This window comes from Thioclava sp. NS-SX20 (genome assembly GCF_057380695.1).
In genome coordinates, this window is the sequence record NZ_CM170816.1 from 2,073,190 (window position 1) to 2,089,339 (window position 16,150).

The 16,150-nt window shown below is 59.5% G+C and carries 15 protein-coding genes; 1 reads left to right on the forward strand and 14 read right to left on the reverse strand.

Going from position 1 to position 16,150, the window contains the following annotated elements:
- Positions 1-6: 6 nt before the first annotated feature.
- From AC2ISB_RS10155 to rpsJ, 4 genes are read right to left on the reverse strand one after another with little or no spacing between them, the layout of a single operon-like run.
- Positions 7-303 (reverse strand): 50S ribosomal protein L23, encoded by a 297-nt coding sequence (locus tag AC2ISB_RS10155; RefSeq protein WP_339108086.1) that lies wholly within the window; start codon positions 301-303, stop codon positions 7-9.
- Positions 300-920, reverse strand: a complete 621-nt coding sequence (gene rplD / locus AC2ISB_RS10160; protein ID WP_339108087.1) for a 50S ribosomal protein L4 — start codon at positions 918-920, stop codon at positions 300-302. Before rplD ends, AC2ISB_RS10155 begins: the two co-directional genes overlap by 4 nt.
- Positions 917-1,636: a 50S ribosomal protein L3 gene (gene rplC, locus AC2ISB_RS10165; protein WP_339108088.1), complete on the reverse strand. Its 720-nt coding sequence runs from the start codon at positions 1,634-1,636 to the stop codon at positions 917-919. Before rplC ends, rplD begins: the two co-directional genes overlap by 4 nt.
- 12 nt (positions 1,637-1,648) lie before the next feature.
- On the reverse strand, positions 1,649-1,957 hold the full coding sequence (gene rpsJ / locus AC2ISB_RS10170) for a 30S ribosomal protein S10 (protein ID WP_339108089.1): 309 nt from the start codon (positions 1,955-1,957) through the stop codon (positions 1,649-1,651).
- Positions 1,958-2,280: 323 nt separating this feature from the next.
- Here rpsJ and AC2ISB_RS10175 point away from each other — a divergent pair, with 323 nt between their 5' ends.
- Positions 2,281-2,847: a type 1 glutamine amidotransferase domain-containing protein gene (locus tag AC2ISB_RS10175; protein ID WP_486574911.1), complete on the forward strand. Its 567-nt coding sequence runs from the start codon at positions 2,281-2,283 to the stop codon at positions 2,845-2,847.
- Positions 2,848-2,905: 58 nt separating this feature from the next.
- Here the strand turns inward: AC2ISB_RS10175 and AC2ISB_RS10180 are convergent, their stop codons facing one another.
- The 10 genes from AC2ISB_RS10180 to rpoC all read right to left on the reverse strand — a co-directional run bounded on the left by AC2ISB_RS10180 (position 2,906) and on the right by rpoC (position 16,121).
- Positions 2,906-3,898 (reverse strand): zinc transporter ZntB, encoded by a 993-nt coding sequence (locus AC2ISB_RS10180; protein ID WP_339108091.1) that lies wholly within the window; start codon positions 3,896-3,898, stop codon positions 2,906-2,908.
- Between the two features lie 171 nt (positions 3,899-4,069).
- Positions 4,070-5,245 (reverse strand): elongation factor Tu, encoded by a 1,176-nt coding sequence (gene tuf / locus AC2ISB_RS10185; RefSeq protein ID WP_339108092.1) that lies wholly within the window; start codon positions 5,243-5,245, stop codon positions 4,070-4,072.
- Positions 5,246-5,313: 68 nt separating this feature from the next.
- Entirely contained in the window at positions 5,314-7,437 is a 2,124-nt protein-coding gene (gene fusA, locus AC2ISB_RS10190) for an elongation factor G (RefSeq protein WP_339108093.1), read from the reverse strand.
- 20 nt (positions 7,438-7,457) lie between these two features.
- The gene (gene rpsG / locus AC2ISB_RS10195) at positions 7,458-7,928 is read right to left on the reverse strand and encodes a 30S ribosomal protein S7 (protein ID WP_339108094.1); all 471 of its coding nucleotides are present in this window, start codon (positions 7,926-7,928) and stop codon (positions 7,458-7,460) included.
- A gap of 21 nt (positions 7,929-7,949) precedes the next feature.
- A complete protein-coding gene (rpsL, locus tag AC2ISB_RS10200) occupies positions 7,950-8,321 on the reverse strand; it encodes a 30S ribosomal protein S12 (RefSeq protein WP_096433949.1) in 372 nt (123 codons plus the stop codon).
- A 208-nt stretch (positions 8,322-8,529) separates the two neighbouring features.
- Positions 8,530-9,282 (reverse strand): phosphatase PAP2 family protein, encoded by a 753-nt coding sequence (locus AC2ISB_RS10205; protein ID WP_486574913.1) that lies wholly within the window; start codon positions 9,280-9,282, stop codon positions 8,530-8,532.
- Positions 9,272-10,678, reverse strand: coding sequence for an ArnT family glycosyltransferase (locus AC2ISB_RS10210; protein WP_486574914.1), 1,407 nt, complete (start codon positions 10,676-10,678; stop codon positions 9,272-9,274). The genes AC2ISB_RS10205 and AC2ISB_RS10210 overlap by 11 nt, the downstream gene beginning before the upstream one ends.
- Complete coding sequence (locus AC2ISB_RS10215; RefSeq protein ID WP_339108097.1) at positions 10,668-10,976, reverse strand: lipid-A-disaccharide synthase N-terminal domain-containing protein; 309 nt, start codon at positions 10,974-10,976, stop codon at positions 10,668-10,670. Before AC2ISB_RS10215 ends, AC2ISB_RS10210 begins: the two co-directional genes overlap by 11 nt.
- Positions 10,973-11,707, reverse strand: a complete 735-nt coding sequence (locus tag AC2ISB_RS10220) for a glycosyltransferase family 2 protein (RefSeq protein WP_339108098.1) — start codon at positions 11,705-11,707, stop codon at positions 10,973-10,975. The genes AC2ISB_RS10215 and AC2ISB_RS10220 overlap by 4 nt, the downstream gene beginning before the upstream one ends.
- Positions 11,708-11,888: 181 nt before the next feature.
- A complete protein-coding gene (gene rpoC, locus AC2ISB_RS10225; RefSeq protein WP_339108099.1) occupies positions 11,889-16,121 on the reverse strand; it encodes a DNA-directed RNA polymerase subunit beta' in 4,233 nt (1,410 codons plus the stop codon).
- Positions 16,122-16,150: the final 29 nt, after the last annotated feature.

Consider the following 16,150-nt stretch of genomic DNA (forward strand, 5'->3'; position numbering starts at 1 on the left):
AACAGATCACAGACCGGTGGTCACGTCGATCGTGTTGCCTTCTTCGAGGGTCACATAGGCCTTCTTCACGTCCGAGCGCTTGCCCGCGATACCGCGGAAACGCTTGTTCTTGCCTTTGGTGATCGTCGTGTTGACGGCTTTCACCTTGACATTGAAGAGGGTCTCGACCGCTGCCTTGATCTCGGGCTTCGAGGAGTCTTTGGCGACTTCGAAGACAACCGCACCGTTTTCCGACGCCAGCGTCGCTTTTTCGGTGATGATCGGCTTGACGATCACGTCGTAATGTTCGGGTTTCGCGCTCATTTCAGGCGAGCCTCCAGTGCTTCGACGCCCGCTTTGGTGAGGACCAGGGTCTCACGCTTGAGGATGTCATAAACGTTGGCGCCCATCGACGGCAGAACATCGATACCTTCGATGTTACGAGCTGCTTTCGCGAAGTTATCGTTCACGTCAGCACCGTCGATGATCAGGACCTTTTTCCAGCCCAGTTCCTTAGCCGCTTTAGCCAGCGCTTTGGTTTTCGATTCGCCGAGGTTGATATCCTCGAGAACCACCAGATTGCCGGTTGCCGCTTTGGACGACAGAGCATGCTTCAGACCCAGAGCGCGGAACTTCTTCGTCAGATCGTGCGCGTGCGAACGCGGGGTCGGGCCCTTGTACACACCACCGTGACGGAAGATCGGAGCCTTCTTGGAACCGTGACGTGCGCCACCGGTGCCTTTTTGGCGGTAGATCTTCTTGGTCGAGTAGGACACGTCCGACTTGCCGAGCGTCGAGTGCGTACCGGCTTGTGCTTTCGCACGCTGCCAGCGAACAACGCGGTGCAGAATGTCTGCGCGCGGCTCGAGACCGAAGATGTCGTCTGCCAGTTCGATATCGCCAGCTTTGCCAGCGTCGAGCTTGATCACATCAAGTTTCATGCTTCACCCCCTTCTGCCGGAGCTTCTTCGGCAGGAGCAGCCGCGCCTTTCAGAGCCGCCGGCATCGGAACGTTCTCGGGCAGCGGTTTCTTGACCGCGTCCTTGATCGTGACCCAACCGCCTTTGGAACCCGGAACCGAACCTTTAACAAGGATCAGGCCGCGCTCTGCATCGGTGCGAACGACTTGCAGGTTCTGGGTGGTCACACGAACGGCACCAAGATGGCCAGCCATCTTCTTGCCTTTGAAGACTTTACCCGGATCCTGACATTGACCGGTCGAACCGTGCGAACGGTGCGAAATCGACACACCGTGCGATGCACGCAGACCGCCGAAGTTGTGGCGCTTCATCGCACCCGCAAAACCTTTACCGATGGAGGTGCCCGCGATATCCACGAACTGGCCTTCATTGTAGTGGTTTGCAGCGATTTCCGAACCGACTTCGATCAGGTTTTCTTCGGATACGCGGAATTCAGCAACCTTGCGCTTGGGCGCAACGGAAGCTTTCGCGAAGTGACCACGCTCAGCTGCGCTTACGCGCTTTGCTTTTGCGTCGCCTGCACCCAGTTGCACAGCAACGTAACCATCGCGATCGGTGGTACGTTGAGCAACGACTTGCAGGTTGTCGAGTTGAAGAACGGTAACAGGAACCTGCTTGCCGTCTTCAAGGAAAAGCCGGGTCATGCCCAGCTTCTTGGCGATAACACCAGTCCGCATCGTGACTCTCCCTTAGACCTTGATCTCGACATCCACGCCAGCGGCGAGGTCGAGCTTCATCAGTGCGTCAACGGTTTGCGGGGTCGGGTCGACGATGTCGAGCATACGCTTATGCGTACGGATTTCCCACTGGTCGCGCGACTTCTTGTCGATGTGCGGACCACGGAGAACCGTGAATTTCTCAACTTTGTTCGGCAGCGGAATCGGGCCGCGAACCTGTGCACCCGTGCGCTTTGCGGTGTTAACGATTTCCTGCGTGCTGGCATCCAGTACGCGGTAATCGAACGCCTTCAGCCGGATGCGGATGTTTTGACCGTTCATATGTCATGCCTCTCGCATGGCGTGAAGGTTGAGAGGCAGACAGCACCGTATGTGGTGCCTGCTTCGAACCTTTAGATCTTATGGATAGATCAGGCTGCGCCAATAGGCCCGATAAAGGATTCTGTCAACCCGTACTGGCCCGTTGCCGTATTTTTTCTTGGCTCCTTCGTGCCACGGGCCGGAAGGGGGGCGCGAAGGGCCGTCCACCTCCATCGCGCGTGAGGCCCAGCGGAACAAGCCTCGCGCCCTTGCGTTGGGTCGGCAATCAGGGCCCGCGCAGCACCCGTTGCAAAACGGCCCACCCATCGCAAAAGGAATAGACCATGCCCGAGATCACCGACAGCAAAATCCTTATCATCGCGACGGACGGGTTCGAGAAGTCCGAACTGATGGTTCCACGGGATGCGCTCCGCGAGGCAGGCGCGCAGGTGGTGGTGGCCTCGCCCGACGGGGCCGCGATCCGCAGTTGGGACGAAAAGGATTGGGGCGAAACCGTTGCCAGCGATCTTGCGATCAGCGATGTCAAACTGGAAGAGTTTGATGCGATTGTGCTGCCGGGCGGTCAGATCAACCCCGATATTCTCCGAACGAAGCCGGAGGCGGTAAATCTGATCCGCAACTTTTTTAACGCCAAGAAAATCGTCGCCGCCATCTGTCACGGACCTTGGCTCCTGATCGAGGCGGGGGTTGTTGCGGGGCGCCACGTCACCTCCTACCCGTCAATCAAGACAGACCTTCTCAATGCCGGTGCGCAGTGGTGCGATGCGGAGGTGGTGAATGATCTGGGGCTGATCACCTCGCGCAACCCCGGTGATCTGAAGGCTTTCGTGGGAAAGATCATCGAAGAGGTGGAGGAAGGCCCCCATCACCGTCGCGCCGAAGCCGCCTGAGCCAATCGCCGTTGCCCCCACGGGCAACGGCCGACCCTCCCTCCTATTGATGGCCCGCCTATTGACGGCCCAGCGTGAACAGCCGCCACATGAAGACCAGCTGCACCAGCACCAGCCCGATGCACCACAGGCAAAGCCACATGAAGGCATTATCGTCATTCAACCCCGGCATTCCGCCGATATTCACCCCGAAAAGCCCCGTCAGAAACCCGAGCGGCAGGAAAATTACCGAAACCACGGACAGCACGAACGTATTGCGGTTCACCCGATCCGAAAGCTGGGTCGAAAGCTCTTCGCGCAGCACCTGCGCCTGATCGCGGAGCTCGTCCATATCTTCCGAAATCCGCGTCATTTTCACGGCTTCTTCTTCCAGTTCCCGCCGGACCTCGGATGTCACAAGGGGGCAATTCGACTGCGCCGCCTTCAACAGCGCATCGCGTTGCGGCCCGAGATAGCGCCGGATCGCGATGACCTGCAGCCGCAGATCCAGCACATCGCGCCGCAAATGGTCCCCGCCCTGTCCGTAGACCTTATCCTCCAGCGCCTCAGCATGTTCGTCCAACTCGCTCTGGAACGTGCCGATCCGTTCGACGATATCCTCGGTCAGACGCACAACGAACAACCCTGCATCACCAGGCACCCGCCCCGCCCTGATCGCATCATCCATCCGCTCGATCGCGCGGACCCGCTTGCGCGCAATGGTCACGATCCGCCGTGCATCGGCATAGATACGGACCGACACCATGTCCTCGGGATCTTCCCCGTCATTGAAGTTGATCCCACGCAGGATAAGCAAAATGCCCTCGCCGATCACCGTGGTGCGCGGGCGCGTATCTCGGTCAAGCAGGGCCTCCACCGCTTGCGGTTCAAGATAGTCCAACTCCTGCCGGATCCAGTCCTGCGCTTCGGGATGGGTGCCATCTAGGTGCACCCAGGCCAGGCGCTCGTCGCGCAGGGCTTCAACGATCTGTGCCTCATCCGCCCCTTGCAGATCAGTGGCCGCCGCAGGACCGGTCAGGATATGCGAGAGTTTGATCGGGCTGGCAGGCATCGGCGCGCTCCTTCGGGGACTGCCCTCTATCTAGCGCGCGTCGCGGGCAGGAACAACGCTCAGAAGGGCATCGACCAAAAGCAGCGCCCCTCCCCTGCCAGACCACAAGGGGCGCAAAGCAAAAGGGCGGCCCAAAGGCCGCCCTTCCGTATCGCGCATTCTCCCGAAGGATTATGCGAGGATTTTCGACACAACGCCTGCGCCAACGGTACGACCGCCTTCGCGGATTGCGAAGCGCAGACCGTCTTCCATTGCGATCGGTGCGATCAGTTCGACTTCGAACTTCAGGTTGTCGCCCGGCATAACCATCTCGGTGCCTTCCGGCAGCGTAACGGTCCCGGTGACGTCCGTGGTGCGGAAGTAGAACTGCGGACGGTAGTTCGCGAAGAACGGCGTGTGACGGCCACCTTCCTCTTTGGTGAGGATATAGGCTTCTGCTTCGAACTTGGTGTGCGGCTTGACCGAACCCGGCTTACACAGAACCTGACCACGCTCGACGCCTTCACGGTCGATACCGCGCAGCAGGGCGCCGATGTTGTCGCCTGCTTCACCACGATCCAGCAGCTTGCGGAACATTTCCACACCGGTGCAGGTCGTTTTCTTGGTGTCGCGGATACCAACGATTTCCAGTTCGTCGCCAACGTTGATCACGCCGCGCTCGACACGACCGGTCACAACGGTACCACGGCCCGAGATCGAGAACACGTCTTCGATCGGCATCAGGAAGGGCTGGTCAACAGCACGTGCCGGGGTCGGGATGTATTCGTCGACAGCTGCGATCAGCTCACGGATCGAGTTCTCGCCGATTTCCGGATCGCGACCTTCCAGAGCGGCCAGAGCCGAACCCTTGATGATCGGAATATCGTCGCCGGGGAAGTCGTAGGACGACAGAAGTTCACGAACTTCCATTTCCACCAGTTCCAGCAGCTCTTCGTCATCCACCTGGTCAACCTTGTTCAGGTAAACGACCATGTAGGGGATGCCAACCTGACGGCCCAGCAGGATGTGCTCGCGGGTCTGCGGCATCGGGCCGTCAGCTGCGTTCACAACCAGGATCGCGCCGTCCATCTGTGCCGCACCGGTGATCATGTTTTTCACATAGTCAGCGTGGCCGGGGCAGTCGACGTGCGCGTAGTGGCGGGTTTCCGACTCGTACTCGACGTGTGCGGTCGAGATGGTGATGCCGCGTGCTTTTTCTTCCGGTGCGCCGTCGATCTGGTCGTAGGCTTTGAAGTCACCGAAATATTTGGTGATTGCAGCGGTCAGCGTGGTTTTACCGTGGTCAACGTGGCCGATGGTGCCGATGTTGACGTGCGGTTTGTTACGTTCAAACTTTTCCTTTGCCATAATGGCCTCCTGTCACAGGGTACTGATCTAAGGGGTACGCCCGCGGGGCTGCCGCGGACGCATATAGATCAGGCGTATTGTTTCTGGATTTCGTCCGAGATGTTCTGCGGAACGGCTTCGTAATGCGCGAAGATCATCGTGAACACTGCGCGGCCCGAAGACATGGAGCGCAGGTTGTTGATGTAGCCGAACATATTGGCGAGCGGAACGAAGGCGTTGATGACATTCGCGTTGCCGCGGGTGTCTTGCCCTTGAACCATACCACGACGCGAGGTCAGGTCGCCGATGATCGAACCGGTATATTCTTCCGGCGTCACGACTTCCACTTTCATCATCGGCTCGAGCAGCTTTGCACCGGCCTTACGAAGACCTTCGCGCATTGCGGCACGGGTTGCGATTTCGAAGGCCAGAACGCTCGAGTCGACATCGTGGAACGCGCCGTCAAGCAGAGCGACCTTGAAGTCGATAACCGGGAAGCCTGCCAGCGGACCGGAGTCCATAACCGACTGGATGCCCTTCTCGACGCCCGGGATGTATTCCTTCGGAACAGCACCACCAACGATTTTCGATTCGAACGAGTAACCTTCGCCCGGCTCGGTCGGAGTGATCGCCAGTTTCACGCGCGCGAACTGACCGGTACCACCGGTTTGTTTCTTGTGCGTGTAGTCGATCTCTGCCGGCATCGAGATGGTCTCGCGATACGCCACCTGCGGAGCACCGATATTCGCCTCGACCTTGAATTCGCGCTTCATGCGGTCAACAAGGATGTCAAGGTGAAGTTCGCCCATGCCCTTCATGATGGTCTGACCGGATTCGAAGTTGGTCTCGACGCGGAAGGACGGGTCTTCTGCTGCCAGGCGAGCCAGGGCGATGCCCATTTTCTCTTGGTCGGCTTTAGACTTCGGTTCCACGGCGATCTCGATCACCGGCTCCGGGAAGGTCATCGTTTCGAGAACGACGGGCTTGGATGCATCACAGAGGGTGTCACCGGTGGTGGTCTCTTTGAGGCCAGCCAGCGCGATGATGTCGCCTGCGAATGCTTCTTCGATCTCTTCACGGTTGATCGCGTGCATCATCATCATACGACCGATGCGCTCTTTCTTGCCCTTCGTGGAGTTCAGGACGGAATCGCCCTTCTTCAGCACGCCCGAGTAGATACGGGTGAAGGTCAGCGAGCCCACGAAGGGGTCGTTCATGATTTTGAACGCGAGACCCGAGAAGGGTTCCTCATCGGACGCATGACGTTCGATGTTACGCGTTTCGGTCTCGTCGTCGGGTGCGAAGCCGGTATAGGCGGGCACGTCGAGCGGCGAGGGAAGGAAGTCGATAACCGCGTTCAGCAGCGGTTGGACGCCCTTGTTCTTGAAGGCCGAACCGGCGAAAACCGGCACGAACGAAAGCGACAGGGTGCCCTTACGGATCAGTTTCCGCAGGGTGTCCTCGTCGGGCTCGTTGCCTTCGAGATAGGCTTCCATCGCATCATCGTCTTGCTCTACAGCAATCTCGATGAGGTTGGCGCGCCACTCGTCTGCCATGTCCTGAAGATCGGCACGGATCGGCTCACGAGCCCAGCTTGCGCCGAGGTCTTCACCTTTCCAGACCCATTCTTCCATCTTGATCAGGTCGATGATGCCTTCAAGCTTATCTTCTGCGCCGATCGGCAGACAGACGGGTGCCGGGGTGGCACCGGTGCGGTCCTTGATCATTTTGACGCAGTTGAAGTAATCCGCACCGATCTTGTCCATCTTGTTGACGAACACGATCCGCGGAACCTTGTAGCGGTCAGCCTGACGCCAAACGGTTTCGGTCTGCGGTTCAACGCCTGCGTTGGCGTCGAGAAGGCAAACTGCGCCGTCAAGCACGGCCAGCGAACGTTCCACCTCGATGGTGAAGTCCACGTGGCCGGGGGTGTCGATGATGTTGAAGCGGTACTTGGTGTCCGAGGTGCCTTCTGCGGTCGGATCTTCCTGACGCTGCCAGAAAGTCGTGGTCGCAGCAGACGTGATCGTGATGCCGCGTTCCTGCTCCTGCTCCATCCAGTCCATGGTTGCGGCGCCGTCGTGGACTTCGCCGATTTTGTGGGACTTGCCGGTGTAGTAGAGGATCCGCTCCGTCGTGGTGGTCTTGCCCGCATCGATGTGGGCCATGATCCCGAAGTTGCGGTACCGCTGAAGGGGATAGTCGCGTGCCATAGGGCGTCCTTCCGTTGGGTTTACCAGCGATAATGGCTGAACGCTTTGTTCGCGTCGGCCATTTTATGCGTGTCTTCGCGTTTCTTAACTGCCGTACCGCGCGAATTCACCGCGTCCAGAAGTTCGCCTGCAAGACGCTCTTCCATGGTGTTTTCATTGCGACCACGTGCAGCCGAGATCAGCCAGCGGATTGCCAGCGCCTCGCGGCGTGCCGGACGAACTTCGACCGGAACTTGGTAGGTTGCACCACCCACACGACGCGAACGGACTTCAACAGCCGGCTTCACGTTGTCGAGGGCTTCGTGGAACACTTCGATCGGCTCGCGCTTGAGCTTGCCTTCGACGCGATCCAGTGCGTTGTAGACGATGCGTTCGGCGGTAGATTTCTTACCGTCGATCATCAGGTTATTCATGAACTTGGTCAGAACGCGGTCACCAAATTTGGCGTCCGGGAGAACTTCGCGCTTCTCAGCGGCGTGACGACGAGACATATGTGTATCCCTTTCCTACGATCACTTCGGACGCTTCGCGCCGTATTTGGAGCGACGTTGACGACGATCTTTAACACCTTGGGTATCCAGCACACCGCGGAGGATGTGGTAACGGACACCCGGAAGGTCTTTCACACGGCCGCCGCGGATCAGAACAACAGAGTGCTCTTGCAGGTTGTGCTTTTCGCCCGGGATGTAGGAAATGACCTCGAAGCCATTCGTCAGACGCACTTTGGCGACTTTACGCATAGCGGAGTTCGGTTTCTTCGGCGTGGTGGTGTACACACGCGTGCAGACGCCACGTTTTTGCGGGCACTGCTGGAGGTGCTGCGACTTAGAGCGCTGCACTTTCGGCTGACGCGGTTTGCGGATCAGCTGCTGGATTGTCGGCATTCGGTTCCCCGTTCGCTTTCTATCAGGTTGTCAATACTCGCCACCGGGATGATGGCGCCACTTCTCGACAGCGTCATGCGCCCATTCGCACAAACGCCAAATCGCAATCTCCGTCCGCATGTCGCTTCGGAAGACTGCGTGCGAAACACGGGAGGACGGACATGGGTCCGGAGTGATACCACCGATGTTTCAGTCTCCCACACGGTTTTCAGGCCCGTGGGGATGGGCGGCGTATAGGCTCTTGCCCCGCCTTTGTCAACTCTGCACGGCGTTTGCCGCCGTTCTGCAAAAGCCCCCAGAGCGCCCAGGCGATTGTCAGCGATATCAGCGCCGCAAATGTCAGATCCGACAGGAAATGTCGCCCTGTAACAAGGCGTTGTAGCAACACAAAGACCGAAAGCCCCCACGCCCAGCCTGTCGCGCGGGCCTGGCCGCGCGCGCCACACCAGCGCCGCCCGACCAGCCAGAGCCCCAAGGACAGAATCACGACCGCCGCCCCCTCGCCCGAAACGAAGGAGCAGTTGCTTGTGCATTGATCCGCGAATTGCCACGCCCGTGTAAACAGGTGTTCGCCGCCGAAAGGCAGGATCTCGGCAGGTCTGGCGCGCCCCGAATAGGCTTTGAACAGGCCATTGACCAAGATCACCGGCCCGATGAGATAGCTGAGCATGATCCATGCCCAATCGCGCAAGGTCAGGCGCAGCAGCGGGCGGCGCAAGACGGCGCAGAGCCCGACCATGACCAGCGAGACCACGGCCAGAAGGACCGAAAGATCCCAGATCCGTTGCCGCAGATATTCCAGCACCGGATCCAGCCACCCCGCCGTAAACCCGAGCTTTGGCGTGTAGAATAACGCCGTCACCCAGAGATCGATCTGCGGAAAGGCTTCGAACAGACAGACCGCCACCGTCCACATGATCAAAAGCCAAAGACCGGCCCGGCGATAGGTATTAGCGCGCATACAGACACTCCGCCTCAACATACCACGCCCGCATATCATAGCGCGCCCAGTAGCCGCTGCGCGGAAGTGCCGCGCTTTCGCCCCCCTGACAGGCTGCGGGTGGTTGCGTAGCAATCAGAAGCACTGGCCCTAGCCCCTCGGGCATGGCGCGCATCTGTTCGTAATAGCTGCGCGGACGTCCCTCGGGCGGCACGGCATAGATCGGCACCTGACCATCGCGCCCCTGATAGAACAGATCGGCCAGAACATCGCGATTGTCCGACACCAGTGGCAGACCGGCGCTATGGGCCAGCGATAATGCCGCCTTGCTCAATTCGGCGCGGCCAAGATAGCGCTGCAGAAGCGGCTTGCCGCCAACCTCCGGCCAGGGGGCCAGCAATGTCAGGACAGGCAGCAGCACACAGGGCACCAGATTGACGGCAACGGCGATCCTGCGCCAGCGCGGTGCCAGCACCGAAACCGCCAGAATGGTCCCCGCGAAATAGGCACCGACCGCCCAATTCGCATAGGCACGGTCCAGCAACGCCTGCACCAGAACCACCGCCAAGGCAGGGATCGACAGCAGCGCCAGCGCCTTCTGCGGGCCATTGGCCGGACGCAGATAGCCCCATAGCAGAGCCAGCATGGACACCGGCCCGAACACCCCGAACTGGCTGGCAAAGAATTCCCCCAGCGACCCCCAGTTCAGATGGGCCCCCGTTCGCACCCAGCCCGCATTATCCATCGTATGTTCGACGGTCGTCAGGTCATGGGTCAGGTTCCAGAGCACATTGGGCGCAATCACCCCCCCGAAGGCCACGACCATCAACAGACTGTTGCGCCAGCCGGGGCGGAAGTCGCGCAGGACAAGCGCCGCGAGTAGCGCGCCGGGGATCAGATAGATCGCGGCATATTTCGCCATGAAGCCCGCACCGGCACAGAGCCCCGTCAGCACTGCGCTCCCTGCCCCGCGCGTCTGGCAGGTCCGGACAAAGAACAGGATCGCGCCGGCAAAAAACGGCGCCATGACGGTATCGGTCGATATCAGCAACGACCCGAGCGCCACGAATGGCAGGGTCACATAGGTCAGCGCGGTCCAGAAGGCCGTGCGCGCATCGAAGAGCCGCGCGGCCGTCAGGCCCAGAACCAGTGCTGTCACGCCATGCAGGACCGCTCCCGGCATCCGCACCCAGAACGGGCTGGAACGGCCCGCCAGATCGGTTACCGCACGGATCAGCCAGCCGATCAGCGGCGGCTTGGAATAGTACCCGAAATCGAAATTCTGGCCCCAGAACCAATATTGGGTCTCGTCAACAAAGAGTTCTGCCTTGTTGAAGGCCAGCGCCAGCAGCCGCAGCGCCGTAATCAGCGCGACAACCGCCAGCGCGCGCGGCCACCATGCCTTCTCAGCTGTCACGACGGCGTTTTGCATGGATCAGCCATAGATTACGTGAATAGATCACCACCCCAAGCGCCTGCCCGAGCACGAAGACCGGATCATGGCGATAAAGCGCGTAAGACAGCAGCATCACCCCGCCCAGAAGCGAGAAATACCAAAACGCCACCGGCATCACCGAATCCTGTGCCTTTTCAGACGCGATCCATTGCACCAGAAAGCGCGCGGTAAACATCAGCTGTGCCGACAGGCCGAACAGCACCCACGCCAGCTCTGTGCCATTCTCGACATGGAACAGCTTTAACAGATGGTCGATCATAGGCCGGTCTCCTTGACCAGAATCTCGGTCGGGCGGGCGGTCTTTTTCCGGCGCAGCAACCATGCCACACCGCACAGATCGACAATCCCGACCATCGCACGCTGGAAATTGTTATAGTTGGACTGCCCGCCAAGACGCGGGCGATGGCTGACATCGACCAGAAGCACCCGTAGCCCTTCGCGCGCGAAGAGCGCGGGCAGATAGCGGTGCATATGGTTGAAGAAAGGCATCAGCAAAAACGCATCGCGGCGGAACGCCTTGAGGCCACAGCCCGTGTCGCGCGTGCCATCCTGCAAAACCCGCGCCCGCAGCGCATTGGCAAATTTCGAAGCATAGCGCTTCGACCATGTATCCTGCCGCCCGACCCGCTGGCCCGCAACAAGCCCCGCCTCGGGATCGGCCAGCAGCGCATCGACGAGTTTCGGAATGTCGGGGGGCGGGTTCTGCCCGTCGCCATCCAGCGTGCAGCAGATCCGCCCGCGCGCAGCAAGCACACCGCTATGGACGGCCGCACTTTGCCCACCAGACTGCCGGTTGGACAACAGCCGCAACCGCGCATCGCTTTGCAGGCGCTCCGCGAGGATCTGTCCGGTCGCATCGGTAGAACCGTCATCAATGACGATCACCTCGTAGTCATACCGTGCCTCACACACGCTATGGATCTCATCGACCAGCGCCGCAATATTCTCGGCTTCGTTCTTGGCGGGAATTATTATCGTCAGCTCTGTCATCTACCGCAGCATTCGTTTCTTGATCGCGCTCTTGCCATTCCCCTGTAACACTGGGGTGACAGCCATGTCATGTATATCTTGCGCTGTCTCTAACGGGGACGCAGCCCGACCGCTATACACGTTCACGACAAAGGGCCCCGCTGATGCAGCGAGGCCCCATGCCAGTTCAGTCAGACCGGTCTCAGTCGCGGCTTTCCGGCGTTTCGACAACACCGAAATCGGCACCGCTATCGGTGTTCGACGGTGCAGCAAGCGCAACCGCCTGCTCTGCCTCGGCGCGCTTGGCCTCGATCACGACACTGTCGCGCTCGCTTGCCACACGACGGACCTGGCTGGTGGCCCCGCCCGTCCCTGCCGGGATCAGACGACCCACGATGACGTTTTCTTTCAGGCCAACCAGCTTGTCGCGCTTACCTTGGACGGATGCCTCGGTGAGAACGCGGGTGGTTTCCTGGAAGGACGCCGCCGAGATGAACGAACGGGTCTGCAGCGAGGCTTTGGTAATCCCCAGCAGAACCGGCTCGCCATGCGCCGGACGAACCCCACGGGCCTCTGCCTTGGCATTGACCTCGTCGAACTCGACCTTGTCGACATGCTCGCCCTTGAGAAGCGTGGTGTCGCCGGAATCCAGCACCTCGATCTTCTGCAGCATCTGGCGCACGATCACTTCGATATGCTTATCGTTGATCTTCACACCTTGCAGACGATAGACGTCCTGCACTTCGTTGATGAGGTATCCGGCCAGAGCCTCGATCCCCATGATGCGCAGAATGTCATGCGGTGCCGGGTTACCGTCCATGATGTAGTCACCCTTCTGCACGAAGTCGCCTTCCTGCACCGGGATGTGCTTGCCTTTCGGCACCATGTATTCGACGGCATCCAGACCTTCTTCACGCGGTTCGATCGCGATGCGGCGCTTGTTCTTGTAGTCTTTCCCAAAGCGCACATAGCCATCGATCTCGGCGATGATCGCGTGATCCTTCGGACGACGGGCTTCGAAGAGTTCGGCCACACGCGGCAGACCACCGGTAATGTCCTTCGTCTTCGCGCCTTCGCGCGGGATACGGGCGACCACGTCACCGGCACGGATGTCCTGCCCCTCGTCAACCGAAAGGATCGCATCGACCGACATCGGATAGATCACCGGGTGACCCGCATCATTGCGGACCGGCTCGCCATCCTGATCAACGATGAAGATCTCCGGCTTGAGGTCTTTTGCACGCGACGACGAACGCCAGTCGGACACGATCTTCTGCGTCATACCAGTTGCTTCGTCCGTGTCCTCGCGCAGCGACAGACCCGCGATGAGGTCCACGAGCTTCGCTTTACCGGCCTTCTCGGCGATGATCGGCAGGGTATAGGGGTCCCATTCGAACAGCTTGGTGCCGCGCTTGACCACATCGCCTTCTTTCACAAAGACATGGGTACCATAGCCGACCTTGTGGCTTGCCAGTTCCTCGCCGTGGTCATTGACGATCACGATCTGCATGTTCCGGCCCATGATGATCTGCTCACCATTGGCGTTTTCCAAGAGCGACGGATTGCGGAACTCGATCTTACCCTCTTGGCTTGCCTCGAGGAAGGATTGCGAGCCACCCTGAGCCACACCGCCGATGTGGAAGGTCCGCATCGTCAGCTGGGTACCGGGTTCACCGATGGACTGTGCCGCGATGATACCGACGGCCTCGCCCTGGTTGACCATGGTCCCGCGCGCAAGGTCACGACCATAGCAGAGTGCGCAAACGCCCTCTTCCGCCTCACAGGTCAGCGCCGAACGGATACGGATCGACTGAACGCCGGCCGCCTCGATCTGATCGGCTTTACGCTCGTCGATCAGTTCGTTGCGGCGCACCAGCACCTCGTCCGAGCCCGGAACCAGAACGTCATCTGCAGCCACACGGCCCAGAACACGCTCGGACAGCGGCGCAACCACTTCACCATCGTTGATCGCTGCCGAAGCCGTGATCCCCTTATCGGTGCCGCAATCATGCGCACGCACGATGCAGTCCTGCGCCACGTCCACCAGACGACGGGTCAGGTAACCCGAGTTTGCCGTCTTCAGTGCCGTATCCGACAGACCTTTACGGGCGCCGTGGGTCGAGTTGAAGTATTCAAGAACGGTCAGACCTTCCTTGAAGTTCGAGATGATCGGCGTCTCGATGATCTCGCCGTTCGGCTTGGCCATAAGGCCGCGCATACCGCCCAGCTGCTTCATCTGCGTGACCGAGCCCCGTGCACCGGAGTGGGCCATCATATAGACCGAGTTCGGTTCCATCTCGGCACCGTTCTCGTCATATTTCGCAGCCGAAATGGTCGACATCATGGCTTCGGTGACCTGATCGTTACATTTCGACCATGCATCGACAACCTTGTTATACTTCTCGCCCTGAGTGATCAGGCCGTCCATATACTGCTGTTCGAAATCCTTCACCTGATCGCGGACATCATTGACGATGGTCCACTTGGTATCCGGAATCACCATGTCGTCCTTACCGAACGAGATCCCTGCCTTGAACGCTTCCTTGAAGCCCATCGACATGATCTGGTCACAGAAGATCACCGACTCTTTCTGGCCGCAATAACGGTAGACGGTGTCGATGACATTCTGCACGTCTTTCTTCCGCAGAAGACGGTTCACCAGGTCGAAGGGTGCTTTCGCGTTCAGCGGCAAGAGCGACCCAAGGCGCAGACGGCCCGGAGTGGTCTCGAAGCGGATGAACACTTCGTTGCCGGTCTCGTCGATCTGCTTCACGCGGGCGTGGATCTTGGCATGCAGATGCAGCTCACCCGCGTTCAGCGCGTGCTCCATCTCTTCGATCGAGCCGAAGACCATGCCTTCGCCCTTCATGCCTTTGCGCTCCATGGTCAGGTAGTAAAGACCAAGGATCATATCCTGCGACGGAACGATGATCGGCGCGCCGTTTGCGGGCGACAGAACGTTGTTCGTCGACATCATCAGGACGCGCGCTTCCAGCTGGGCTTCAAGGCTCAGCGGGACGTGCACAGCCATCTGGTCACCGTCGAAGTCCGCGTTGAACGCCGAGCAGACGAGCGGGTGCAGCTGGATGGCCTTGCCTTCGATCAGCGTCGGTTCGAACGCCTGGAAGCCAAGACGGTGCAGCGTCGGTGCGCGGTTCAGGAAGACGGGGTGTTCGCGGATGACCTCGTCGAGGATATCCCAAACTTCCGGACGCTCTTTTTCGACAAGCTTCTTCGCCTGTTTCACGGTGCTCGACAGGCCCTTGGCCTCGAGGCGCGAATAGATGAAGGGCTTGAAGAGTTCCAAAGCCATCTTCTTCGGCAGACCACACTGGTGCAGCTTGAGTTCCGGACCGGTCACAATAACCGAACGACCCGAGAAGTCGACGCGCTTACCGAGCAAGTTCTGACGGAAGCGGCCCTGCTTACCCTTGAGCATATCCGACAGCGATTTCAGCGGGCGACGGTTGGTGCCCGTGATCACGCGGCCACGACGGCCATTGTCGAACAGCGCATCGACCGATTCCTGCAGCATACGCTTTTCGTTGCGCACGATGATATCGGGCGCACGCAGTTCGATCAGGCGCTTCAGACGGTTGTTCCGGTTGATCACACGACGATAGAGATCGTTCAGATCCGAGGTCGCGAAGCGGCCACCATCCAGCGGCACAAGCGGACGCAGTTCCGGCGGGATCACCGGAAGAACGGTCAGCACCATCCACTCGGGACGGTTGCCCGACTCGAGGAAATTCTCGACGATCTTCAGACGCTTGATGATCTTCTTCGGCTTCAGCTCGCCGGTCGCTTCTTTCAGCTCTTCGCGCAGGGTCTCTGCGGTGGCTTCCAGATCGATCCCTGCCAGCATCTCGCGGATCGCTTCAGCACCGATATTGGCGGTGAAAGCATCTGCGCCATACTGGTCCTGCGCGTCGAGATATTCGTCTTCGGTCATCAACTGGCCATACATCAGGTCGGTCAGACCCGGCTCGATGACGACATAGTTTTCGAAGTAGAGAATACGCTCGAGGTCACGCAGCGTCATGTCCAGCATCAGGCCGATGCGCGAGGGCAGCGACTTGAGGAACCAGATATGGGCGCAGGGCGCGGCCAGTTCGATATGGCCCATACGCTCGCGGCGGACCTTTTGCAGTGTGACTTCTACACCGCATTTCTCGCAGACAACGCCGCGATATTTCATGCGCTTATATTTGCCGCAAAGGCATTCGTAGTCTTTGATCGGGCCAAAGATACGGGCGCAGAACAGACCGTCACGCTCGGGTTTGAACGTGCGGTAGTTGATGGTTTCCGGCTTTTTGATCTCGCCGTAGGACCACGAGAGGATCCGTTCCGGCGATGCCAGCGACACCTTGATCTCGTCAAACTGCTTGGGCTGTGCCAGCGGGTTGAACGGATTGGTCGTGATTTCCTGGTTCATCTGAAAATCCTTGTTAGGGGGCAGCAGAG